20 protein-coding genes are annotated in these 22,254 nt (G+C 69.4%); 9 read left to right on the top strand and 11 right to left on the bottom strand.

Annotation, left to right across the window (positions count from 1 at the left end):
- Positions 1 to 63: 63 nt before the first annotated feature.
- Both ACWEV3_RS20930 and ACWEV3_RS20925 read left to right on the top strand, forming a co-directional pair.
- Positions 64 to 633 carry a phospholipase gene (locus ACWEV3_RS20930; RefSeq protein WP_452615497.1) on the top strand — a complete coding sequence of 190 codons (570 nt, stop codon included), beginning with the start codon at positions 64 to 66 and terminating at the stop codon, positions 631 to 633.
- Between the two features lie 131 nt (positions 634 to 764).
- Positions 765 to 1,982: an alpha-hydroxy acid oxidase gene (locus ACWEV3_RS20925; protein ID WP_452615496.1), complete on the top strand. Its 1,218-nt coding sequence runs from the start codon at positions 765 to 767 to the stop codon at positions 1,980 to 1,982.
- 151 nt (positions 1,983 to 2,133) lie between these two features.
- On the opposite strand, the gene ACWEV3_RS20920 is transcribed toward ACWEV3_RS20925, so the two are convergent.
- Both ACWEV3_RS20920 and ACWEV3_RS20915 read right to left on the bottom strand, forming a co-directional pair.
- Positions 2,134 to 3,414 carry a sialidase family protein gene (locus tag ACWEV3_RS20920; RefSeq protein WP_452615495.1) on the bottom strand — a complete coding sequence of 427 codons (1,281 nt, stop codon included), beginning with the start codon at positions 3,412 to 3,414 and terminating at the stop codon, positions 2,134 to 2,136.
- 215 nt (positions 3,415 to 3,629) lie between these two features.
- Positions 3,630 to 6,125, bottom strand: a complete 2,496-nt coding sequence (locus ACWEV3_RS20915; protein ID WP_452615494.1) for a DNA translocase FtsK — start codon at positions 6,123 to 6,125, stop codon at positions 3,630 to 3,632.
- 119 nt (positions 6,126 to 6,244) lie between these two features.
- On the opposite strand from ACWEV3_RS20915, the gene ACWEV3_RS20910 reads away from it, so the two are divergent.
- Positions 6,245 to 7,081, top strand: coding sequence for a lysophospholipid acyltransferase family protein (locus ACWEV3_RS20910; RefSeq protein ID WP_452615493.1), 837 nt, complete (start codon positions 6,245 to 6,247; stop codon positions 7,079 to 7,081).
- Here ACWEV3_RS20910 and ACWEV3_RS20905 read toward each other — a convergent pair whose 3' ends face one another.
- Positions 7,082 to 8,158 (bottom strand): beta family protein, encoded by a 1,077-nt coding sequence (locus ACWEV3_RS20905; protein WP_452615492.1) that lies wholly within the window; start codon positions 8,156 to 8,158, stop codon positions 7,082 to 7,084. It lies immediately after the preceding gene.
- Positions 8,159 to 8,570: 412 nt separating this feature from the next.
- Between ACWEV3_RS20905 and ACWEV3_RS20900 the strand changes: the two genes are divergently transcribed.
- Positions 8,571 to 10,151 (top strand): alpha/beta hydrolase, encoded by a 1,581-nt coding sequence (locus tag ACWEV3_RS20900; protein WP_452615491.1) that lies wholly within the window; start codon positions 8,571 to 8,573, stop codon positions 10,149 to 10,151.
- Between the two features lie 124 nt (positions 10,152 to 10,275).
- Here ACWEV3_RS20900 and ACWEV3_RS20895 read toward each other — a convergent pair whose 3' ends face one another.
- The 6 genes from ACWEV3_RS20895 to thyX all read right to left on the bottom strand — a co-directional run bounded on the left by ACWEV3_RS20895 (position 10,276) and on the right by thyX (position 16,636).
- On the bottom strand, positions 10,276 to 10,515 hold the full coding sequence (locus tag ACWEV3_RS20895) for a hypothetical protein (protein WP_452615490.1): 240 nt from the start codon (positions 10,513 to 10,515) through the stop codon (positions 10,276 to 10,278).
- A 214-nt stretch (positions 10,516 to 10,729) separates the two neighbouring features.
- Positions 10,730 to 12,454 carry a ribonuclease J gene (locus ACWEV3_RS20890; protein WP_452615489.1) on the bottom strand — a complete coding sequence of 575 codons (1,725 nt, stop codon included), beginning with the start codon at positions 12,452 to 12,454 and terminating at the stop codon, positions 10,730 to 10,732.
- A 7-nt stretch (positions 12,455 to 12,461) separates the two neighbouring features.
- Positions 12,462 to 13,394: a 4-hydroxy-tetrahydrodipicolinate synthase gene (dapA, locus tag ACWEV3_RS20885; protein ID WP_452615488.1), complete on the bottom strand. Its 933-nt coding sequence runs from the start codon at positions 13,392 to 13,394 to the stop codon at positions 12,462 to 12,464.
- Positions 13,395 to 13,542: 148 nt separating this feature from the next.
- The gene (locus ACWEV3_RS20880; protein ID WP_358575279.1) at positions 13,543 to 14,169 is read right to left on the bottom strand and encodes a TIGR03085 family metal-binding protein; all 627 of its coding nucleotides are present in this window, start codon (positions 14,167 to 14,169) and stop codon (positions 13,543 to 13,545) included.
- A 44-nt stretch (positions 14,170 to 14,213) separates the two neighbouring features.
- A complete protein-coding gene (locus tag ACWEV3_RS20875; protein WP_452615487.1) occupies positions 14,214 to 15,659 on the bottom strand; it encodes a serine/threonine-protein kinase in 1,446 nt (481 codons plus the stop codon).
- A 224-nt stretch (positions 15,660 to 15,883) separates the two neighbouring features.
- Complete coding sequence (gene thyX / locus ACWEV3_RS20870) at positions 15,884 to 16,636, bottom strand: FAD-dependent thymidylate synthase (RefSeq protein ID WP_358575282.1); 753 nt, start codon at positions 16,634 to 16,636, stop codon at positions 15,884 to 15,886.
- Between the two features lie 163 nt (positions 16,637 to 16,799).
- Here thyX and ACWEV3_RS20865 point away from each other — a divergent pair, with 163 nt between their 5' ends.
- The gene (locus ACWEV3_RS20865) at positions 16,800 to 17,363 is read left to right on the top strand and encodes a toxin-antitoxin system HicB family antitoxin (RefSeq protein WP_358575283.1); all 564 of its coding nucleotides are present in this window, start codon (positions 16,800 to 16,802) and stop codon (positions 17,361 to 17,363) included.
- Positions 17,364 to 17,378: 15 nt separating this feature from the next.
- Positions 17,379 to 18,380 (top strand): DUF4097 family beta strand repeat-containing protein, encoded by a 1,002-nt coding sequence (locus tag ACWEV3_RS20860; RefSeq protein WP_452615486.1) that lies wholly within the window; start codon positions 17,379 to 17,381, stop codon positions 18,378 to 18,380.
- A gap of 96 nt (positions 18,381 to 18,476) precedes the next feature.
- Here ACWEV3_RS20860 and ACWEV3_RS20855 read toward each other — a convergent pair whose 3' ends face one another.
- The gene (locus ACWEV3_RS20855) at positions 18,477 to 19,169 is read right to left on the bottom strand and encodes an NADPH-dependent F420 reductase (RefSeq protein ID WP_452615485.1); all 693 of its coding nucleotides are present in this window, start codon (positions 19,167 to 19,169) and stop codon (positions 18,477 to 18,479) included.
- An 88-nt stretch (positions 19,170 to 19,257) separates the two neighbouring features.
- Between ACWEV3_RS20855 and ACWEV3_RS20850 the strand changes: the two genes are divergently transcribed.
- Complete coding sequence (locus ACWEV3_RS20850) at positions 19,258 to 19,653, top strand: winged helix-turn-helix transcriptional regulator (protein ID WP_452615484.1); 396 nt, start codon at positions 19,258 to 19,260, stop codon at positions 19,651 to 19,653.
- A gap of 45 nt (positions 19,654 to 19,698) precedes the next feature.
- Here ACWEV3_RS20850 and ACWEV3_RS20845 read toward each other — a convergent pair whose 3' ends face one another.
- The gene (locus tag ACWEV3_RS20845; RefSeq protein ID WP_452615483.1) at positions 19,699 to 20,916 is read right to left on the bottom strand and encodes a winged helix-turn-helix domain-containing protein; all 1,218 of its coding nucleotides are present in this window, start codon (positions 20,914 to 20,916) and stop codon (positions 19,699 to 19,701) included.
- Between the two features lie 149 nt (positions 20,917 to 21,065).
- Between ACWEV3_RS20845 and ACWEV3_RS20840 the strand changes: the two genes are divergently transcribed.
- Together ACWEV3_RS20840 and ACWEV3_RS20835 are read left to right on the top strand one after the other, a co-directional pair.
- Positions 21,066 to 21,629: an N-acetyltransferase family protein gene (locus ACWEV3_RS20840; RefSeq protein ID WP_452615482.1), complete on the top strand. Its 564-nt coding sequence runs from the start codon at positions 21,066 to 21,068 to the stop codon at positions 21,627 to 21,629.
- An 84-nt stretch (positions 21,630 to 21,713) separates the two neighbouring features.
- Positions 21,714 to 22,205 carry a YqaA family protein gene (locus ACWEV3_RS20835; protein WP_235883686.1) on the top strand — a complete coding sequence of 164 codons (492 nt, stop codon included), beginning with the start codon at positions 21,714 to 21,716 and terminating at the stop codon, positions 22,203 to 22,205.
- Positions 22,206 to 22,254 lie beyond the last annotated feature (49 nt).

Raw genomic sequence — 22,254 nt, 5'->3', positions numbered from 1 at the left:
CGAACACCACCTGCAACAGCTATAACACGGGGAGTGATCCGTTCGGCTCCGAGGAGACCAGCCGTGGAACGTTCCCCTGCTCGCCGTGGCTTCTTCACCTGCGCCGCGGCAACCGGCGCGCTGTTGCTCACCGCCGGCACCGCGCACGCCGACCTCAGCCAGACCCAGCTGCGGGCGGTGACCGACGAGTACCTGTACGAGTTCTCCCTCGACGCGTTCACCGAAACCCGCGCCGAGCAGCCCCACGCGGATCAGCTCGACTGGTCCTCCGACGGCTGTTCGATGTCGCCGGACAAGCCGCTGGGCTACAAGTTCCGCACCAGCTGCGAGCGGCACGACTTCGGCTACCGCAACTACAAGCGGCAGGACCGGTTCGGCGAGGACGACCGCAAGAAGGTCGACGACAACTTCAAGGCCGACATGTACTCGGTCTGCGGCAGCGACGTGGTCTGCAAGGGCACCGCGAACATCTACTACTACGCGGTGCGCGAGTTCGGCGGGACGAGCGGGTCGACCGCCGAGGCCGTCGAACTGGCGCAGGTCAAGCCGGTGCTCTCCGGCACCGGCTCGCTGCTGGAGTACCACGCGGTCAACGCCACGGGCGCGGTCGTGCGGCTCGGCGCGAACGGCTGAGCACCGAGCGCGATCGGGGGAGGGCGCGTCCGGGCGGGACGCGCCCTCCCCCGTCTTCGACGGGTTTTTCCGCCGCCACGAAAAGGTAATGTGCCCTTCGCGCCCCGGCGCACGGCGAGAAGGGAACACGAATGGTCAAGCGGCAACTTCCGCGCTGGTCCGAACTGCGTCCGCTGCTGCGGGTCAAGCCCCCGCAGCTGAACACGACCGAGCGGCGCCTATCGGCCGCCCACTCGATCGCCGACCTGCGGGCCATCGCCCGCCGCCGGACGCCCCGCGCCGTGTTCGACTACACCGACGGCGCCGCCGAGGCCGAGATCAGCCTGCGCCGCGCCCGGCAGGCCTTCCGCAACGTCGAGTTCCGCCCCTCCGTGCTGCAGGACGTGTCCAAGGTGGACACCAGCAGGACGATCCTCGGCAGCCGCTCCGAGCTGCCGTTCTCCTTCGCCCCCACCGGCTTCACACGCATGATGAACCACGAGGGCGAGCCCGCGGTGGCCCGCGTCGCGGACCGCGCGGGCGTCCCCTACGCGCTGTCCACAATGGGTACCACCTCGATCGAGGACGTGGCCGCTGCGGCGCCGAACTCCCGCAAGTGGTTCCAGCTCTACCTCTGGCGCGACCGCGAGGCCAGCCGCGAGCTGGTGCAGCGCGCCCAGGACGCCGGCTACGAGGCGCTGATGCTCACCGTCGACACGCCGGTCGGCGGCGCGCGCCTGCGCGACGCCCACAACGGCCTGACGATCCCGCCGGAGCTGACGCTCAAGACCATCGCCGACGGCGCGATGCACCCGGCGTGGTGGTTCAACCTGCTCACCACCGAGCCGCTGTCGTTCGCCTCCTTCAAGCACTGGTCCGGCACCGTGCAGGAACTGATCAACTCGATGTTCGACCCGTCGCTGAACCTCACCGACCTGGAGTGGCTGCGGGAGCTGTGGCAGGGGCCGCTGATCGTCAAGGGCATCCAGAACGCCGACGACGCCCGGCGCGTGGTCGAGCGGGGCGCCGACGCGGTGGTGCTGTCCAACCACGGCGGGCGGCAGCTCGACCGGGCCCCGACGATGCTGGAACTGCTGCCGTCGGTCCGCGAGGCGATCGGTGGCCGGGCCGAGATCCTGCTGGACACCGGCATCATCAGCGGAGCCGACATCGTCGCGGCGATCGCGCTCGGAGCGGACTCGTGCCTGATCGGCCGGGCCTACCTGTACGGCCTGATGGCGGGCGGCGAACGCGGCGTCCAGAAGACGGTGGACATCCTCCGCGCCGAGATCGTCCGGACCCTCCAACTGCTGGGCGTCCACGCGATCGACGACCTCAACACCACCCACGCCACCCTCCGCCACGGCTGATCCCCCGCAATTTCCATTGAAATCGAACCTTCGATTTCAATGGAAATTGCGGACCGTCGGCGCATCGGACCACGACACGCCGACGACTGTGGACAACTCCCGCAATTTCAATGGAAATCAGACCCTTGATTTCCATTGAAATTGCGGGCCGTCAGCGGCCGGGGCGCGGGTCCATCGGCTTCGCCTCGTGGCTGCTGGCCGTTCCGGCCGTCGCGTCGATCGGGCCCGTCGCGTGGAACGCCTCGCACGGCCCCCCGATGTACTTCTCGAAGTCCGTCGTGATGTGGATGACCGACTTCCCGTCCGACGTCGGCAACACCGTCGGGCTGAAGTTGCGGCAGACGCTGCCCTTGTTGTAGCTGAGCTGCACCGGGGACGGGATCTCCCGCCAGCCCCGCGCCAGGTCGGACGGGTTGTCGTTGACCATCAGCGTGCGCCCGTTGCCCGGCGCCCAACCGCCGTTGTCGCCGCCGAGCATCTGGTACGCCAGCAGCAGCCGCCCGTTCGGGCCCGGCCCCGGCGCCCACGCGATCGTCGGCGTGCCCAGCGGCTGCCCGCCGGTTTCCGACACGATCTCCGTGCCCAGGTCGTACGGGTCGCCGAAATCCCAGCCGTCGGCCGAGGTCCGCATCCACACCGTGCAGATGTGCACCGGATCGTAGTTGCAGACCTCGTAGACCATCACATAAGTGCCGTCCGGCAGCTGCCGGATCCCGGACATCCCGGGACGCACCGTGAACTTGTCGTTCTTCAGCGTTTCCCGCAGATCGGTCCAATTGCGACCGTCCGCGGAACGCACCTGGACCATCTTCTGGTCGTGCTTCGGGTCGCCGTCGTCGGAGTAGAACGCGACCAGATCGCCCTGCGCGGACACCGTGAACTCGGGCTCCCACACTCCCGGCCCGACCGGCGCCTGCACGATGGTCGACAGGAAGCTCCAGGTTCGCCCGTGGTCGTCGCTGCGCCACACCCGGATGCTGCTGTGCCGCTCCTCCGGGTCCGCGCCGACGCCGGCGGTGCCGGCCCACAGCAGGGTTCCGGCCGGCATGTCGCCCACCTGCCGCGGCAACTCGTACAGCGTCGAGCAGCACATGCCCTTCGCGTCCGCGCCCTCCGGGTCGCGGATCTCGCCGATCTGCCGGAACGTCTCGCCGTCGTCGCGGCTTTCGTAGATGACCGCGAAGCCGACGCCGTCCACATAGGTCGTCATGCTGGCCAGCACCCGCCCGTCGGCCAGGCCGGAGTGCTGCAACCGCACCATTCGCGGATAGCTGCTGCCGCCGGTGCGCAACAGCTCACCCTTGTCCACATCGGACGGCGCTACATCCTGCCCACCGGCCGGGACACCAGACGCGATCGGCTGAAATCCCACCACCAGCAGCAACGCGGCGAACAACACCGATAACCAGGCGCGGACTTTCCGGACGACCATGCGAGAGCCCTTCGAAATCGCGGCGGATAAACCGTCAGCGGGCGGGACACTATCGCACGGAACCGGGAGATCAACCCTTCTAACAATTCCGTTCAGCGCAATCTTAGAAGCGCAAATGGAGCAGTACGAACCCAGCCGAACTGGTCGAGAAAATGCCGGTTAAAACGCGGAAAACGGCAACGTCCCCGCATCCAGGAGATGCGGGGACGCCGGATTCACTCGGCGTCCGGTGGCGGCCCGCCGCGGATCGAGAACAGCGTGTTCTCCAACTCGTCCGGCTTGACCAGCACCTCGCGCGCCTTCGACCCCTCCGACGGCCCGACGACGCCGCGCGACTCCAGCAGGTCCATCAGCCGGCCGGCCTTGGCGAACCCGACCCGCAGCTTGCGCTGCAACATCGAGGTGGAGCCGAACTGGCTGGTCACCACCAGCTCGGTGGCCTGCAGCAGGACGTCGAGGTCGTCGCCGATGTCGGAGTCGACTTCCTTCTTCTCGCCCGCCTTGGCCGCCGTGACGCCGTCGGTGTACTCCGGGTCGGCCTGGTCCTTGGTGTACGAGACGATGCGGTGGATCTCGTCGTCACCGACGAACGAGCCCTGCACCCGGACCGGCCGGGACGCCCCCATCGGCAGGTACAGCGCGTCGCCCATGCCGATCAGCTTCTCGGCACCCGGCTGGTCCAGGATGACCCGCGAGTCGGTCAGCGACGACGTCGCGAACGCCAGCCGCGACGGCACGTTCGTCTTGATCAGGCCCGTCACCACGTCCACCGACGGGCGCTGGGTCGCCAGCACCAGGTGGATGCCGGCGGCCCGCGCCTTCTGCGTGATCCGCACGATGGCGTCCTCGACGTCGCGCGGCGCGGTCATCATCAGGTCGGCGAGCTCGTCGACGATGGCCAGGATGTACGGGTACGGCCGGTATTCGCGCTCGCTGCCCAGCGGCGCCGTGATCTCGCCCGAGGAGACCTTCCGGTTGAAGTCGTCGATGTGGCGCACCCGGTTGGCCTGCATGTCCTGGTAGCGCTGCTCCATCTCCTCCACCAGCCAGGCCAGCGCGGCGGCGGCCTTCTTCGGCTGGGTGATGATGGGCGTGATCAGGTGCGGGATGCCCTCGTACGGCGTCAGCTCCACCATCTTCGGGTCGATCAGGATCATCCTGACCTCCTGCGGGGTGGCCCGCGCGAGCAGCGACACCAGCATCGAGTTGACGAAGCTGGACTTACCGGACCCGGTCGAGCCGGCCACCAGCAGGTGCGGCATCTTCGCCAGGTTCGCGGTGACCATGTGGCCTTCGATGTCCTTGCCCAGCCCCATCACCAGCGGGTGGCTGTCCTTGCCCGCCTCGGCGGAGCGCAGGACATCGCCCAGCCGCACCATCTCCCGGTCGCTGTTGGGCACCTCGATGCCCACCGCGGACTTGCCCGGGATCGGCGCCAGCAGCCGGACGTTGTCGGTCGCGGCGGCGTAGGCGATGTTCTTGGTCAGCGCGGTGATCTTCTCGACCTTCACGCCGGGACCGAGCTCGACCTCGTAGCGGGTCACGGTCGGCCCCCGGGTGAAGCCGGTGACCTGGGCGTCGATGTTGAACTGCTCCAGCACCGCGGTGATCGCCTCGATCATGGCGTCGTTGGCGCGGCTGCGGCTCTTCGGCGGGTCGCCATCGGTGAGCACGTCCAGCGGCGGCAACTGGTAGTCGCCTTCGACGCTGCGGCTGATCTGCGGCTTGCTGCTCTTCTTCGGCTTCTCCTCGGCGGCTTCGGCGACCGGCTTGGCGGGCACCGCGGCGGCCTTCGACTTGGCGGGCTTGGGCTGCTCTTCGGGCACGTCCTCCAGGGACAGCTGTCGGTCCTCTTCGGACATCGCCGCCTGGCGGCGCCGGGACGGCCGGCGCAGCTTGACCGAAGCCGGATCGGCCTCCAGCTCCTTGGTGGCGCCAGCCGCCGGGCGGGCCTCCTCGGCCTCCTGCCCGAGACCGCGCAACCGGGCCGCCACCTCGCGCACCGGCGTGCCGGTGAGCACGAGCAGTCCGAACAGCCCGATCAGCACCAGCACCGGCGCCGCGACCCAGCCGGTGAGCCCGTGCGCGAGCGGGCCGCCGGCGACGAAGCCCAGGGCTCCGCCGGCGTTCGCCCAGTTCTCGGGATCGAGCGGGGCGCCGGACACGATGTGCAGGACGCCGAGCGTGGTGAAGATCAGCAGCAACGACCCGATCACCACGCGGGGCCGCGCCTCGGCGCTGGTCTCGGTGCGCATCAGCAGCACGGCGGTGATCAGCAGCACGATCGGCAGCACCACGGCCGCCACGCCGATGACCGAGCGCAGCGCCCAGTCGAACCAGTGCCCGACCGGGCCGCCGGCCTGCCACCAGACGCCGGCGGCGGCGATCACCGCGGTCGCGAGGAAGATCAGCGCCAGCCCGTCGCGCCGGTGCGCGGGGTCGAGTTCCTTGGTCTTGCCCACCGCCCGGACCACGCTCCCGACGCCGCGCGCGATGCTCCCGCCGCCCTTGGAACTCGTCCTGGCGGATCGCTTCGGTGCTGGTCTGCGGGGTGCGTGCGTAGATCCGGGGCGGGGCTTGGCGCTCCCGGAGCTCTTCCGCGCGGTGCCCGACCTGCCCGATCCGCCACTCCTGGCAGCGGAGCCGTTACTCTTGGTCGCGCTTTTGCCACGCGACGAGCCCCGTCCCCCGTTCGATGTCCGGCTCGCCATGCCCCACACGGTATCTCCACCCGCCTCGCGCGTCACACCAGCCACGGGAGATCGCAGGTCGGCCGTTTTTCGGGCAATCCGCTCCAACCGGCGCAGCGCGCGTGAGATCCTCGACCATCATGGTCGCCCTACCTTCCAGTCCGAACGAGCCGACACGCCGAACCGACCGCGAGAAGCTGTTCCGCGACGCGCCGCTGCTGTGGCGCGCGCTGATGCGGGTCGACCGCGCGATCATCGGGCTGACCGGGCGCCTGGAGGTCACCGGCGATGTGCCGGATTCGGTGCGCGGCAAGCCGCTGCTGCTGGCCGCCAACCACATCGGCAACCTCGACGCGCTGGTGCTGATCGCGGCCTGCCGCACCCGTCGCCTCGCGCCGCGTTTCCTCGCCACCGGCGGGCTCTTCGACACGCCGGTGCTGGGCGCGGTGCTCCGCACCTGCCGGCACGTCCGCGCCGACCGCGGCAAGAGCACCGCGGGCGAGGCGCTGGGGCGGGTCGTCACGGCGCTGACCAGCGATCACCACCCGGTGCTGATGTACCCGGAGGGCCGCATCACCCTCGAACCGGACATGTGGCCGGAGCGAGGGAAGACGGGCGTGGCCCGGATGGCGCTGGCCTCCGGCGCCGCGGTGGTGCCGGTCAGCCAGTGGGGCGCCCACGAGGCGATGTGCTACGGCATGGTCCGCGTCGAGAAGACCGGCGACCTCTGGATCCTGTTCGCGTCGTGGCTGCGGGCCGTCCGCCGCCGGCCGAAGCTGAAGGTCCACTTCGGAGCGCCGGTGGACCTCAGCGACCTGTCCGCGGACCGGGTCGGCGACGCGACCAGGGCCCGCGACCGGATCATGCGAGCCATCGCAACCGGCATGGTGCCGCTGCGCGAGGGAGAACTCGGAGCGCCCCACCACTTCGACCCGACGCGCCCGGCCACCGACAAACCCAGCCCCTGGCGCCCGTGATCACGCCGCGCGATCTCCCCTAGCAGCCAGGTGCGCGATGTGGTGCGAAGTCCCGATCGCGATCCAGTCAGGCGAGCGCTTTGCCGCCACGTCTCCGTTGGCGCAGTGCCACAGCCGGCGATCTCCCCATGAAGCGGTTGCACTCTGCTCGTACTCCTGCGACATGACCATTTCTTGCGCCACCTCGCGGAAGTAAGCTGCAGCATCCTCGCTGGGCAACGGCCGCTTGTTCGCGCCGCGGGCCATGTTCCTGCGGGCGAATCGGATACGGCGGGAGCTCGTGTAGAAGAGGTACGGGTTGGGGATGTTCATAGGCGTGTTCGGTTTGGCCGGTTCGGGGGCGCGCGGGTGGACGATTCCGTAGTCGCCATAGCGGAGCGCCGACGTGCAAGGTCTGACCCGCTGCCAAAGATCGAACTCGGGCCGGTCGAACACACCGGGCGCGAGCTTGTCCCGCTTTTCCGGGATGGAACCGCTGAGCAAGGTGATGGATTCGAACGCAAATCTCGCGCCGAGCTCCGTGATCAATCGACCGCACTCGGCAACCAAGGATTTGCCCGACAAAAATCCCGCGTCGATGAGTACCTCCACATCACCTGTGTCAGCCCTCAACGCCGCCAAGAAGTACTCGATTCGCTCCACGGCTTCCAAGGCCGGGAAGGTCACTGGCACTCGAATGCCGAGCGAGCAGGAGAATGCTTCTCGTAACAAGGCAATCACGTGGAGCTCATGGTCGGCAGCCATCAGCGAGACCACTGGAGAGAACGGCAGCTCCGCGTCGAGCGGAAGCTGCCCGTCTGGCCCTTCGGTCAGGTACCGAGCAATGGCGTCCATGGGACCGCCTGGCTGTTCCCAGAGCAAGCTGGAGCGGTGCAGCTTCCTCACGTCGAGCAACACTCTCTGACCGCAACGGTGGAAATGCTTGACCGCGTTGGCAAGCTTCTTTAGCGAAGCACTGCCGTCTGCCACCAAATCAATGCAGATGCGGACAGCTCGTGCTTCTTCCCGCTCGGCGTTGCTCAGTGCTTCCAGCTCACCAGACTTACTCCGCACCACGACCAGCGAAGAGAACTCCACCGCCCACCCCCAGACAGCCTTCCGCGTACTATCGTAGGAACGATCATCGGTAAAGCGCGTCGGCTAATCGGTTGATCACCGGAAGCGATAGCGACGGCAACGCCCATTCGGTGGAGATCAGTTGGTCATCTTAGCGCACAGGTGCGCGCGCCGATGTAACTGTGGTAGATCTTGCCTATCGTGGTTGTGGCATCCAGCAGTGCATTCGGGGCTGATCATGCGGCAATCGACGATCTTGAGCAGTAGCCGATGCGGCCACCCCGGATCTCACTGAGTCGCGCTCAACATGCCGGGCTAGGAGCACACGGGTAGGCCAATTCTCGCCAACCATGGGGTCCGACCTCAGCTGATCCCGTTAACTGTCCACACTGGTCGCCATTCGGGCGCACCAAACTGGACAGACGGGGCAAACATGAGAAAAGTCGTCACCGCTGCCATGGCAGCCAGTCTGCTGGTCGGCCTGTCGCCTGCCATCGGCACGGCAACGGCCGCACCCGGACCGGTCTTCCAGCCCGCACCGGTCGAATGGGGCCAATGCGAGGACCCGAACCTGCAGAAGGCCGGGGCGGAGTGCGGGACGGTCACCGCCCCGATGGACTACGCCGATCCGACGGGCGAGCAGGTCTCGCTCGCGGTCTCGCGGATCAAGCACACCGTGCCCGACGACCAGTACCAGGGCGTCATGCTGGTCAACCCGGGCGGACCGGGCGGATCCGGCCTGACCTTGTCGATGCTCGGCGCGTACGTGCCGAAGGGCGCCGGCGCCGCCTACGACTGGATCGGGTTCGACCCGCGCGGGGTGGGTTCCAGCCGGCCCGCGCTCTCCTGCGACCCGAACTACTTCTCCTACGACCGTCCGCACTACGTGCCGACCGCCCCGGAGCTGGAGAAGGCCTGGCTCGACCGGTCCGAGGGCTACGCGCGGGCGTGCGGGAACAACGGCAAGCTGATCGAGCACATCAAGACCACGGATGTCGTCGAGGACATGGACAGCATCCGGAAGGCGCTGGGTGTCGAGCAGATCAACTACTACGGCTTCTCGTACGGCACGTACCTCGGCCAGGTCTACGGCACCCTGCACCCCGAGCGGATGCGCCGGGTCGTGATGGACGGCGTCGTGAACGTCGACGACGTCTGGTACGACGCGAACCTGAACCAGGACGTGGCCTTCGACCGCAACATCAAGATCTTCTTCGACTGGATCGCGAAGAACGACGCCACCTACCACCTGGGCACCACCGGCGCCGACGTGGAGAAGCTCTACTACGAGCAGCTCGCCAAGCTCGACCAGCAGCCGGCCGGTGACGTGATCGGCTCCGACGAGTGGACCGACCTGTTCCTGAACGCGGGCTACTCCCAGGCGACCTGGGACCGCCGCGCCAAGGCGTTCTCGGGCTGGGTGCACAACGGGGACTGGGAGTCGCTGAAGAAGATCTACGACGGCGCCAACCCGCCCGGCGACGACAACGGCTTCGCGGTCTACCTGGCGGTGCAGTGCACCGACGTGAAGTGGCCGCAGAGCTGGCAGCAGTGGAGCAAGGACAACTGGGAGGTGTACGCGAAGGCGCCGTTCGAGACGTGGGCCAACGCCTGGTACAACGCGCCGTGCCGCTCGTGGCCGGCGAAGCCGGGCAAGCCGGTCGAGGTCGACGGCAGCAAGGTGACCGACGCGCTGCTGATCAGCGAGGAACTGGACGCCGCGACCCCGTTCCCCGGCGCGCTGGAAGCCCGCAAGCGCTTCCCGAACGCCAGCCTGATCAGCCTGCCCGGCGGCACCACGCACTCGGGCTCGCTCGGCGGAAACGCCTGCCTGGACGACCAGATCGCCGACTACCTCGCCACCGGCAAGCTGCCGGCCCGCAAGCCGGGTGACGGTCCGGACACCACGTGCGAGCCGCTTCCGCAACCGACCCCGGAGGGCGTGGGCGCGCTGAAGGTCCGCCCGCAACAACCCGCGGTCCTGCAAGAAGCCCTGCAAGCCAACTGGCACTGACAGCCCGCTGAAGGGCCGGCCTCCCCACGGAGACCGGCCCTTCGTCGTCGATGCCAGGGAACAAGCGAAGTGCCGACCTCCGAGAAGGAGGCCGGCACTTCGTCCTAGGTTACGAGGTCGTGCGTCAGTGGTCCAAGATCGGCGCGTTGACGCAGTTGTTGATCTGCGGGGACGCGATCGGCGCCACGATGGCGAGGACGCCGATGTTGTTGCCGCACAGCTGAATCGGCAGCACGCTGACGTTGTTGTCGTTCAGCACGTTGATCCCGTTGTTGCCGTGGCTGTCGGCGAACGCGGGGGAACCGATCGCCAGCATTGCGGCCGCGGCAGTGGCAGCGCCGAAGAGTCGAGCGGAGGTACGCACTTCAGACCCCAATCTCCCGTTGGTGATTCCTCCGGTCCAGGAGTCCGAATGCGCCCCGAACCGGCGAGACCCACCCTCGCAGTGGATCTCCAGGCAGGCCCGCCGTGTGCTCCCAACGGGTTCCGCAGATCACCCACTGGAGATCTCGGCCACCGACAGCGATCAACAATAGTCGACAAAACGGACCAATGGGCCACTCGACCAGGCGATCGGTTCAGGATCCGACCGGAAGCACGTTCGGCACGATCATCGGCCGCCGGCGATAGGTCTCGGCCACCCACCGCCCGACCACCCGGCGCACCGCCTGGGCGATCCGGTGGGTGTCGGTGATGCCCTCCGCCTCGGTGCGGGCCAGCTCCATCTCGACCAGCGGCACCACGTCGTCCAGCGCCTTCGGGTCGTCGGAGAAGCCGCGACCGGAGATCGTCGGGGACGACACCGCCCGGCCGGTCGACGCCTCCACCGCGACCGTGATCGCGATGAACCCGCCTTCGCCCAGCACCAGCCGGTCGGAGAGCGTGGACTCGCCCACGTCACCGACGGACAGACCGTCGACGTAGACGTGCCCCACCTCGACCCGGCCGGCGATCGCGGCGATGCCGTCCACCAGGTCGACCACGACGCCGTCCTCGGCGATCACCACGCGATCCGCCGGCACCCCGGTCAGCCGCGCCAGCTCGGCGTTCGCCCGCAGGTGCCGCCACTCGCCGTGCACCGGCATGACGTTGCTCGGCCGCACCGCGTTGTAGAGGTACAACAGCTCACCGGCCGAGGCGTGCCCCGACACGTGCACCTTCGCGTGGCCCTGGTGCACCACGTTGGCGCCCAACCGGACCAGGCCGTTGACCACGCCGAACACCGCGGTCTCGTTGCCGGGGATCAGCGATGACGCCAACACCACGGTGTCGCCGGCGCGGATGTGGATCTGCTTGTGCTCACCGCGCGCCATCCGGGACAGCGCCGAAAGCGGCTCACCCTGCGATCCGGTCGAGACGAACGCCACCATGTGCTCGGGCATCGCCAGCGCCTCGTCGAGGTCGACCAGCAGCCCATCCGGCACGCGCAGCATGCCCAGATCGTTCGCGATGCCCATGTTGCGCACCATCGAACGGCCGACGAAGCACACCTTGCGGCCGTGCGTCTCGGCGACGTCCAGCACCTGCTGCACGCGATGCACGTGGCTGGCGAAGCACGCCACGATCACGCGCTGGGTGGCCTTGCCGATCACCCGGTCCAGCACCGGCCCGATCTCGCGTTCGGGCGTGACGAACCCGGGCACCTCGGCGTTGGTGGAGTCCACCAGGAACAGGTCCACGCCCTCGTCGCCGAGCCGGGAGAAGCCGGCGAGGTCGGTCAGCCGGTTGTCCAGCGGCAGCTGGTCGAGCTTGATGTCACCGGTGTGCAGCACGACCCCGGCCGGGGTCCGGATGGCGACCGCCAGCGCGTCCGGGATCGAGTGGTTGACCGCGAAGAACTCCAGCTCGAAGGCGCCGTGCTTGCTGCGCTGCCCCTCGGCCACCTCCACCAGCACCGGGTCGAGCCGGTGCTCGCGGCACTTGGCCGCCAGCAGGGCGAGGGTGAACTTCGACCCCACCACCGGCAGGTCCGGCCGCAGCCGCAGCAGGAACGGCACCGCCCCGATGTGGTCCTCGTGCCCGTGCGTGAGCACCAGCGCGTCGATGTCGTCCAGCCGGTTCTCGATCGCGGCGAAGTCCGGCAGGATCAGGTCCACGCCCGGCGCGTCGTCCTCGGGGAACAGCACACCGCAGTCGACGATCAGCAGCCGGCCCGCGTGCTCGAACACGGTCATGTTCCGGCCGACCTCGCCGATGCCGCCGAGCGCTACGACGCGCAGCCCACCGTCGGCCAGCGGGGGTGGTGGGGCCGACGATGTCGGCGTCACCGGGTGGTACTCGGTGGCTGTCGCCTTTGCGCTCAACGCTGGTTCACCTCTGTGCGGCGTCCGGATTGACCAGTACCAGGCCAGCATCCCACAGGTCGCTGGTGATCAACCGCACCTGCTCCTCGGTCGCCGCGGGCAGCGGCAGCCGCGGCTGCCCGGTCTCGTAGCCGCACAACCGGAGCGCCGTCTTCGAGAAGATCACTCCGCCGACGAAGTTCATCGACCGGTACACCGGCAGAAGTCCATTGTGGACCTCCCGGGCGCCGACGACGTCGCCCGCCTCGTAGGCGTCCAGCATCTTGCGCAGCCGGTCCCCCACCACGTGGCCGATCACGCTGACGAAGCCGACCGCGCCGACCGACAGCCAGGGCAGGTTGAGCGGGTCCTCACCCGAGTAGTAGGCGAGGTCGGTGCTGGCCAGCACCTCGCTACCGGCCAGCAGGTCGTGCTTGGAGTCCTTGACCGCCTGGATCCGCGGGTGCTCCGCCAGCCGCTTCAGCGTGTCGACCTGGATCGGCACGATGGAGCGCGGCGGGATGTCGTAGAGCATGACCGGCAGCTCGGTGGCGTCGGCGACCGTCCAGAAGTGCTGGAACAGCCCTTCCTGCGGCGGGCGCGAGTAGTACGGCGTCACGACCAGCAGGCCGTGCGCACCGGCGTGCTCAGCGGCGCGCGCGAGCTCGACCGAGTGCTCGGTGTTGTTGGTGCCGACACCGGCCACCACGGTCGCGCGGTCGCCCACCGCCTCGACCACGGCGCGCAGCAGCTGCTGCTTCTCGTGGTCGCTGGTCGTGGGGCTCTCGCCGGTGGTGCCGTTGACGACCAAGCCGTCGTTGCCGACGCTGTCGACCAGATACGTGGCGAGTTCCTGCGCCAGCTTCAGGTCGAGCTTTCCGTCTTCGTCGAACGGCGTGACCATGGCGGTCAGGACGCGGCCGAACGGGCGGCCCGGACTGGCAGTGGGGCAGACGGTCATGGCCCTGACGCTACCTGGTGAGTTCCCTGTTCAGAGCGGCCGGATCAGCCTCAGCGCACATTCGGGAAACCCGGCGTCCGCAGGCCTGGGAACGCCGTGTTTCTTCCGGTCCGGCCGCCGCCGCGCGAGCGAGTTTCCGCCCCTCGCGTCAAAAAGACCGGCGCAGGTCCTCGACCGCGAGCACATCGGCCTCGTTGCCCTCGGACGTGACCTTCGCTGCACGACGGCTGAAGGCGTGCAGGATCAGCTCGCTGGGCTCGCCGACGAAGCGCACCGTGCGCGGACCGCGCTTGGCCGCGATCTCGGTGCCGTCCGGGCGCCGCAGCACCACGCCCACCGGGCTGCGCCCGTAGAACATCTTCGCGACCCGGGTCAGCGACTTCCACAGCGCTTCCTCGCGCTCCGGGTCGGACGGGCGCGGCTGCCAATCCGGCTGGGCCCGCCGGACGTCCTCGTGGTGCACGTAGAACTCGGCGGCGTTGACCGCCTCGTCCACGCCGGAGAAGCCGAGCGGGTTCCACTTCGGCGGACCCTGCCGGATCTGGTCGATCAGCTCCGGCCAGGACAGCGCGCGGAGCTCGTTCTGGATGCGCTCGCTGCGATCGACGAGCGCCTTCACGAACTTGCCCGCCACCGCGTCCGGCCGCCGTTCGCGCACCACGAGGTGCACCGCGAGGTCCTTGGTACTCCACCCGGCGCACAGCGTCGGCGCGTCCGGGCCGAGCCGCTCGAACAGGTCGCACAACTGCTGGCGCTCATCGCTGGCCACACCCATGCGCCCACTCTAGCCACCGCCGATGCCCGGGGTGGCGCAGGAGATCACTTCGTCGCGGAAGTCTGCAGCTTGTCGCCGGACGCGCTGTAGAGGGCGCAGTAGATGCTCTGCGAGCCGGCCTTCCGGTCGCCTTCGGACTGGCGGTATGCGTTCCAGCTCTGTTCCGAGGGGACGAGCGTGACGTAGCGCAACGTGGTCTGCTTGCCCGGCGCGACGACCTTGTCCGAGGCGAAGTACATCGAGCAGTAGCCCTCGCCGTATGCGACCAGCACGTCCTTGCCGGGATAAGCCGTGTCGTAGCTGCTGGAGCTGAACGCGGAGCCCGACGCGTAGAACTCGAAGTCGTGCGGGTCGGAGCAGGACGCCGTGTTGTTGATGGGCTTGCCCGCGGTGATCTTCCCGGTGCCGCAGTCCTTGGCGTCCGGGTCGAAACCAGCGACGTCGCCGCCCTCGCCGAACACCAGGGTCGAATCCATCGCGGCCGGCGCACCGCCGCCGACCAGCGCGAACCGCCCGACCAGGAGCCCGGCGACGAACAGCACGACGGCGGCGACGGCCGCAGCGATCAGCCACGGGCCCTTGGACCGCTTCGGCTTCGGCGCCCCCGGGGCGACCCGGGTGGGGCTGCCGACCGGCAGGGTCTGGTCCGGGTTGCCGCCGTTGGCGGGCGCGCTGTCCAGCAGCGCCCGGATCTGCGGGCCGGTGAACCGCGCCCGCGGATCGGCGATCAGCAGCCCGGTGATCACCGAGCCGATCATGCCGTGCGGGCCGGACAGCCGGGGCGGATCGTTGAGCACCGCGTGGAGCGTGGCGGCCGTCGTCTGCCGCTCGAACGGGATCCAGCCCTCGACCGCGAAGAACAGGGTCGCGCCCAGGGACCACAGGTCGCTGGCCGGCGAGGCGTCCGCGCCCTTGATCCGCTCCGGCGCCATGAACGACGGCGAGCCGACGATCGCGCCGCTGCTGGTCAGCCTCGGGTCGTCCAGGGTCTGGGCAATCCCGAAGTCGGCCAGCTTGACCCGGCCGTCGGCGACCATGATGTTGCTCGGCTTCACGTCGCGGTGCACGATCCCGGCCGCGTGCGCGGTCTCCAGCGCGGAGAGCACCTTGCGGGTCAGGTCCACGGCCTGCTCGGGGCGCAGCGGACCCCACTGCGCGACGTAGTCGCTGAGGGTGACCGCCTGCACCAGCTCCATCACGATGTACGTGACGCCGGACTCGGCCAGCACGTCGTGCACCGTGACCACCGCCGGGTCGTTCAACCGTCCCGCGGTGCGCGCCTCGCGGAGCACCCGCTCCTCGAAGACCTGCCGCTCGGCCGGGGGCACGCCGTCGGGCAGGTGCAGTTCCTTGATCGCGACCTCGCGGCCGATGACCTGGTCCCAGGCGCGCCAGACGATCCCCATGCCGCCGCGTCCGAGCTCCTGGACGACCTGGTACCGACCGCCGATCACCCGGGCCTGCTGCCCTGGCCCGACCTGCTCAACCACTGCGCCGTCCTCCACCGAAGTCCTCGCGCGCGACCACGCAGCGCAAACGTTCCCGCCTCGCCGTTCATCCAATCAGATGAGCCGGATCAGTCCTTTGACTGTGCGGCGGACCGATCGGTTCCCTGCTGGGGCGGGACCGCTGCCGGCGGCCCGGGATGCGCGGACGGCCGGCGCCCGAGGCGGGAGCCGGCCGTCCGATTCGCGAAAACCTGGGAGAACCCGGTTCAGCCCTCGGTGACGAACGGGCTGGACGCGATCTCGGTGCCGTCCTTCAGCGTGGTGATCTCGAAGTCGCTGAACACGTTCGGCACGGCCTTCTGCAGCTGCCGCAGGCACTCGATGGCCAGGGCGCGGATCTCGACGTCGGCCTGCTCGGAGGCGCGCATCGCCACGAAGTGCCGCCACGCCCGGTAGTTGCCGGTCACCACGATCCGCGTCTCGGTCGCGTTGGGCAGCACCGCGCGGGCCGCCTGCCGGGCCTGCTTGCGGCGCAGCGTCGCCTTCGGCTCGTCGGCGAACTTCTCCTCGAGCGCGGCGAGCAGCTCGGTGTACGCGGCGACGCTCGCCTCGGTGGCCTGCACGAACTTCTCGTGCAGCTCCGGGTCACCGGCGATGACGTCGGGCTCGACCATCGCGGCGTCGCGCTCCGGCACGTACCGCTGCGACAGCTGCGAGTAGGAGAAGTGCCGGTGCCGGATCAGCTCGTGGGTCAGCGAGCGCGACATCCCCGACAGGTAGAAGGACACGGAGCCGTGCTCCAGCACGGACAGGTGGCCGACCTCGAGGATGTGCTTCAGGTAGCCGGCGTTGGTGGCGGTGGCCGGGTTCGGCTTGCGCCACGACTGGTAGCACGCGCGACCGGCGAACTCCGCGAGCGCCTGCCCGCCGTCGGCGTCGGTCGACCAGGGCACGTCCTCCGGCGGGAAGAACTCGGTCTTGCCGATCAGCTGCACTTTCGGCCGCACGATCTCGGTCACGACGGGCGGGCCCCTTTCCTGCTCTGGACGGCGGTCGACGACTGCCGTTTGCGACTCCCCATGTGTGCATCGAGCGTAACCGGCGGCCCCGACAAGATCCCATGACGCCAGATGACACCATCAGGTCATTGCATGACGCCATCTATGAAGTCATATTGGTGTCATGGATCTGAGCCCTTACATCGAGCAGCTTCGCGAGGACCTGAGCTCCGCCGCCTCCGCCGGGGACGACCAGACCCGGCAGACCGCGGCGGTGCTGTCCGGCGCGATCGAGCCAGCCGCACGGCTGGCGATCATGAACGCACTGTCCGACCTGGCAGCGGAGGTGACGACCCTGCTGGACGGCCAGGTCGTCGACATCCGCCTCGACGGCCGCGACGTCCGAGTGGTGGTCAGCGGCGACACCGCACCACCCACGGTGGAGGACGAGGCCGAGCCGCCACCACCCCCGCCCAGCGGTGACAGCGGTGACATCAGCCGCATCACGCTCCGCCTGATGGAGGAGATCAAGTCGCAGGCCGAACAGGCCGCGTCGAGCCAGGGCGTGTCGTTGAACACCTGGGTCGCGCAGGCGGTTCAGGGTGCGCTGCACACCGGGCGACCGCGCGGCCCGTGGGACCACCCGCGGCACGGTCGCGGCCGACCATGGGGACCGCCCGGCGGCGGCCCGCGCGGGCGGTGGCGCGGCGAGCCCGGCTCGCGAGTGCGCGGCTGGGTCGAAGGCTGAGAGGAGGGGATTGCGATGACGAACGACGAGACAACGGGCGGCGGTCCGGCCGAGCCCGCCGACCGGCCGGACGCGGAGGAGCGGTCGAGCGCCGAGGAGCGGTTGGCCGAACTGGTGCGCAGCCAGGACTTCGACACCGCCGGGCCGATTCGCATCGACATCGGCAACAGCCTGGGGCCGGTCGTGATCGAGTTGGCCGAAACCGCGACGACCCACGTCGAGGTCCGGCACGATGCAGCCGCCAGCGGGCCGGACTGGCGCGGCGGCCTGACCGGGCTGCTGAGCTGGGTCACCGAGCAGTTCAGCGAGGCCGGCATCCGCACCGGTGGCGAGGCCGACCGCGGGCGCGGGGCGCAGGAGCCGATCTCCGAGGCCGTGCGGCGGACGCGGATCGACCTCACTGGCAACCGGCTCGCCATCCGGACACCGGCCAACGCCCCGCTGCGCAACGTCCCGCTGGCGGTCAAGGTTCGCGCCCCGCTGGACTCGGAGGTCGGGGTGCACTCCAGCTCCGGCGAGATCAGCGTGACCGGCACGGCCGGGCGGATCAACGTTCAGGCCGGTTCCGGCACGGTGGCGATCGAGCGGGCGTCGGATCGAGCCACGATCCGGTCCGGTTCCGGCCAGCTCCGGCTGGGCACGATGGCCGGCGGCGTGCATGCGCGCAGCGGCAGCGGTGACGTCGAGATCGCCGTGATCGAGACGGCGTCGTCGGTGGCCACTGGCAGTGGGAACGTGTGGCTCGGCACCGTGTCCGGTGACGTGCTGGTGCGTTCCGGCAGCGGCGACCTGACGGTCGCGGACGCGACCGCCGGGCAGGTCGAACTGATCACCGGCTCCGGCGAGTTGCAGGTGTCCGTCCACCGCGGAACCTCCGCGGAGGTGGACCTCAACTCGTCCACCGGCACGGCGAGCAGCGACCTGGTGGTCTCCGAAGTACCTCCCGAGAAGGAGCCGAAGCTGCAGATCTTCGGCCGCACAGGAACGGGCGATGCCATGTTGACGACAGCCACGTGAAACGTGGAAGGCCTGGTGTGAGCGCCGAACGGCGTCGATGGATCGGCCGCGCGACGACCGATCCATCGACGCGGCCGGGCTCGTCGCCGCGGGTGGTCAGCCGCCGGTGCCGTACTTCTGCGGAGGCAACATGGCCTGCGCATCGACGCCGCGGAACCACAGGCCGATCATGAAAGCGGTGGTGGCTTCCAGCAGCGACGCTCGTTCCAGCGGGCCTCCGTCGGCCGGTACGCAGCCGATGTCGGTCACCAGCGACCGAACGGTGGCGATCGCCACGGCATCGTCCCCGCACAGCGGAACGACCAGCGGTCGGCCGTCGAAAACCGGTGGGGTCGAACGCCAGACGGATTCGTGGCAGGTGTTGAAGGCCTTGACGACGTGCGCCCCGACCGCCTGGCCGGCGATCCGTTCGGCCATCGAGGTTCCGGCGGGGAGGTCGAGGGTGAAGCGATCGGGGATGACGGCGTTCGTGCAATCGATCAACGCCTTGCCTCGCAAGGTGCCGACCTCGGCTCCGGCAGCGGTGAGCACGTCGGCGACCGCCGAGTGCAGCACGGCGACGAGGACGACATCGCCGAACTCGGCGGCTTCCGCGAAGGTTCCGCTCCGCGCCGACGGCCCGAGTCGCTCCGCGAGTGCTCTTGCCTTGGCCGGGTCGCGACCGCTCACCATCACGTGGTGACCGGCTCGCGTCCACTGTGTACCGAGCGCGTCGGCCATGTTCCCGGCGCCCAGAATCCCGATTCGCACAGGTCTCTTCTCGCTTTCGTCCGAATTCTCCGGTGGCATGCCGTTTCGACGCTAAGCGGCCCGATGGCTACCAATCGGTGCCTCACGGCCGGGCAGGATGGGGTTCCAGGCAGGTGAGGAGAGTCCCATGACCGAGATGTCCGAGGTGTTGCCCGCGAACAGCGAGTTCCTCGCCGACTGCCGGGCGCGGTTGGCGTTCGACCTGCTGTCCAACACGTGGAATCCGGTGGTCGTCTGGGCGCTCCGCAAGGGGCCGCTGCGTCCGATCGACCTGCGACGGCAGATCGGTGGCATCCGCACCAAGGTGCTTTCCGAGACGCTGCGCCGGCTCCAGTACAACGGCCTGGTCGACCGGTGCACCTACCGGGAGGCTCCGCCCCGGGTCGAGTACCGGCTGACCGAGCTGGGCGAGAGCCTGCTGGGCCCGATCGAGATGCTCGGCGAATGGGGATTCCGCCACGGCGACGAAGTCATGGCGGCGCAAGAAGAACACGACCGCGCGGACGGCACCTGCGCGAGCTGAACGCGCGCCGCCCGCACGGTCACCGCTCTCGGCGGGCTTCCGCGATCAGCGGCTGGCAGCGCGGAGCGGCTTGGCCAGGTCTCCCCTGGCGCCGACCACGACGTCATCGAGGCCGAGCCAGGACGCCATGTCGCGCAACGCGGCGGCCAGTTCCGGCACGACCTCGCCCGAATCGCGGCCGGCTTCGAGGAACGCGCCCGGTACCCGCAGCACGCCGGCGGCACGGTCGGCCTTCAGGTCGACGCGGGCCACCAGTTCACCGTTGAGGAGGAAGGGGAAAACGTAGTAGCCGAACTGCCGCTTGGGCTCGGGCACGTAGATCTCGATGCGGTAGCGGAACTCGAAAAGCCGTTCGGCGCGGGAACGTTCCCAGATCAGCGGGTCGAACGGGCAGAGCAGCGCACGGCCGATGACCTTCCTGGGGATTCGGGCCGCGGTGTAGCGGTACGCGGGCTGCCGCCAGCCCTGCACCACGATCGGCTCCAGCACGCCGTCCTCCACCAGTTCGGCCACGGCCTGCTGGGACTGCGCGGGCGAAAGCCGGTAGTAGTCCCGCAGATCCGGTTCGGTGGCGACGCCCAGCGCGTGCGCGGACCGCTCCACCAGCGCGCGAATCGCCTCGTCGTCCTCCGGTTCGTGCGCGAGGACATTCGCTGGCAGCACGCGTTCGGGAAGGTCGTAGAGCCGTTCGAAGCCGCGTCGGGTGCCGGTGGTCAGCTCGCCCATCGCGAACAGCAGTTCGCAGGCCCGTTTCGTGTCGGTGCGGTTCCACCAGGGCCCCCTCCCCTGGCGTTCGCCGCCGCCGAGCTCGCGTTCCAGGCCGCCCGCGCCGATCGGCCCGAGTTCCTTCACCGCGGTCAGCACGTCGTCGATCAGCTGGGGCGAGCGTTCCAGCAGCTCGCGGCTGCGCCGTCGCCAAGCCCCGCCGTACTCCCGCATCCGCCACCGCAGCAGCGGCCAGTCCTCGATCGGGATCAGCGACGCTTCGTGCGCCCAGTACTCGACGAGCAGGCGTGGTTGCCGCGACCGGTGTAACCAGGCCGCCGCATCGAGGAGCTCGGCCGTGTAGCCGCCGAGCCGGCTGAACAGCGGCATGTAGTGGGCACGGACGGCCACGTTGACCGAGTCGAGCTGCAGGAGCTTGGTGCGGGCCAGGGCGCGCTGCAGGTGCCGGCGCGTCACCTCGCCGCGCGGCGGCGGGTCGGCGAATCCCTGGGCGGCCAAAGCGAGTCGGCGTGCGGTGTCGCGGCTCATGGTCTGCACCCGCCAGATCGTGCCAGCAACCCCTGACAATCCGATCACCAGAGGCCCGCTCTTCCGCGCCCGGGCGGGATTCACCCGGAACCGGAAGTCCCGGTACCGGTTGCAGGGCGGCCGGTCCGGTAGCCGGTCGGGCACGTTAGGTTGTCGCCATGGCCGATGCCGATGTGCGGGAAGCTGTGCCGTCCGATGCCGCGGAGATCGCTCGCATCCAGCTGACGACGTGGCGCACCGCCTTCACCGAGCTGCTGCCCGCGGCGGTGCTGGACGAGTTGGACAGCGCGGCGACCGAGCAGGAGTGGCGGCACGCCCTGACCGACGGTCCGGCCGCAGTGCTGGTCGCGACGGAAGGCCCGTGGATCGTGGGTTTCTGCGCGGCAGGCCCGGCCCCGGAAGCGGAGGCGGCGGCGGCCAACGGCACCCTGCCGGAGGATGCGGCCACGGTCGCGCTGGTGAGCGCGCTGCTGGTGGAGCCGCGCTGGGGACGGCGCGGTCACGGCAGGCGGCTGCTCGGCGCGATGGTGGAGCGGCTCGCCGCGGGCGGGGCCACGCGCGGCATCACGTGGGTGCCGGAGGCGAACACGGCGTCGATGGCCTTCTTCCGCAGTGCGGGCTGGGCTCCGGACGGTACGGTACGCACGTTGGACGCCGGCGGCCGTCCGCTGCGGGAATTGCGGTTGTCGGGTCCGATGGAATTGCAGTTCGAAGAACGGTGAACACCGGTGCCGTGCTCGCTCGGGCACGCGCGGGGTTGCCGGCCACACACCGCCTGCTGGGGTCCGAGCTCGCTGGGAGCGATCGTGCTGACCGTGATCGGTTTGCTGTCCACCGCCTTCGGGGTGTCGGTGGCCTCCGCGCTGCTCCCGTTGATCAGCGTCGAGTTGTTCGCGATCGGGCTGGTGCTCAAGGGCCCGGAGATCCCCTGGTGGCTGCTGGCGCTGGTCATCGCCGCCGGGCAGATCGCCGGAAAACTGCTGCACTACTACGCGGCGCGCGGCTCGATCCGGCTGCCCCGGATGTTCCGGCGAAAGACCGAGCGGGAGCGGAAGGACAGTCGCTGGCGCGAGTGGATGGAGAAGTTCCGGGCGAACTGCCGTCGTCGTCCGGTGTGGACCGGTGCGGTGCTGCTGATCAGCGCGGCCGCGAGCCTGCCGCCGTTCGCCGCGATCGCGGTGATCGCGGGCTGGGCGAAGGTGCCGCTGACCACGTTCCTGGTCACGGGTTTCATCGGGCGCTTCATCCGCTTCGGCGCGCTGGCGATCGCGCCGGGTGTGGTCGTCGGCTGGCTGTGACCGGGCGATCCCGGAGAGAAGGCTCCTGACCTGCGGGCGCGGGGCCGTG

It is taken from the genome of Saccharopolyspora sp. NPDC003752, from assembly GCF_053605825.1.
Note: the sequence above shows the minus strand (reverse complement) of the source record. Positions and strands in the feature narration are given on the sequence as shown.

Coding starts and splice junctions, on each gene's coding strand:
- ACWEV3_RS20880 (WP_358575279.1), bottom strand. CDS start 14,169: ATGGGTGTGGCCAGCGATGAGCGCCAGCAGTTGTGCGACCTGTTCGAG.
- ACWEV3_RS20860 (WP_452615486.1), top strand. CDS start 17,379: ATGACGAACGACGAGACAACGGGCGGCGGTCCGGCCGAGCCCGCCGAC.
- ACWEV3_RS20915 (WP_452615494.1), bottom strand. CDS start 6,125: ATGGCGAGCCGGACATCGAACGGGGGACGGGGCTCGTCGCGTGGCAAA.
- ACWEV3_RS20920 (WP_452615495.1), bottom strand. CDS start 3,414: ATGGTCGTCCGGAAAGTCCGCGCCTGGTTATCGGTGTTGTTCGCCGCG.
- ACWEV3_RS20900 (WP_452615491.1), top strand. CDS start 8,571: ATGAGAAAAGTCGTCACCGCTGCCATGGCAGCCAGTCTGCTGGTCGGC.
- ACWEV3_RS20910 (WP_452615493.1), top strand. CDS start 6,245: ATGGTCGCCCTACCTTCCAGTCCGAACGAGCCGACACGCCGAACCGAC.
- ACWEV3_RS20855 (WP_452615485.1), bottom strand. CDS start 19,169: ATGCCACCGGAGAATTCGGACGAAAGCGAGAAGAGACCTGTGCGAATC.
- ACWEV3_RS20925 (WP_452615496.1), top strand. CDS start 765: ATGGTCAAGCGGCAACTTCCGCGCTGGTCCGAACTGCGTCCGCTGCTG.
- ACWEV3_RS20865 (WP_358575283.1), top strand. CDS start 16,800: ATGGATCTGAGCCCTTACATCGAGCAGCTTCGCGAGGACCTGAGCTCC.
- ACWEV3_RS20840 (WP_452615482.1), top strand. CDS start 21,066: ATGGCCGATGCCGATGTGCGGGAAGCTGTGCCGTCCGATGCCGCGGAG.
- ACWEV3_RS20850 (WP_452615484.1), top strand. CDS start 19,258: ATGACCGAGATGTCCGAGGTGTTGCCCGCGAACAGCGAGTTCCTCGCC.
- dapA (WP_452615488.1), bottom strand. CDS start 13,394: ATGACCGTCTGCCCCACTGCCAGTCCGGGCCGCCCGTTCGGCCGCGTC.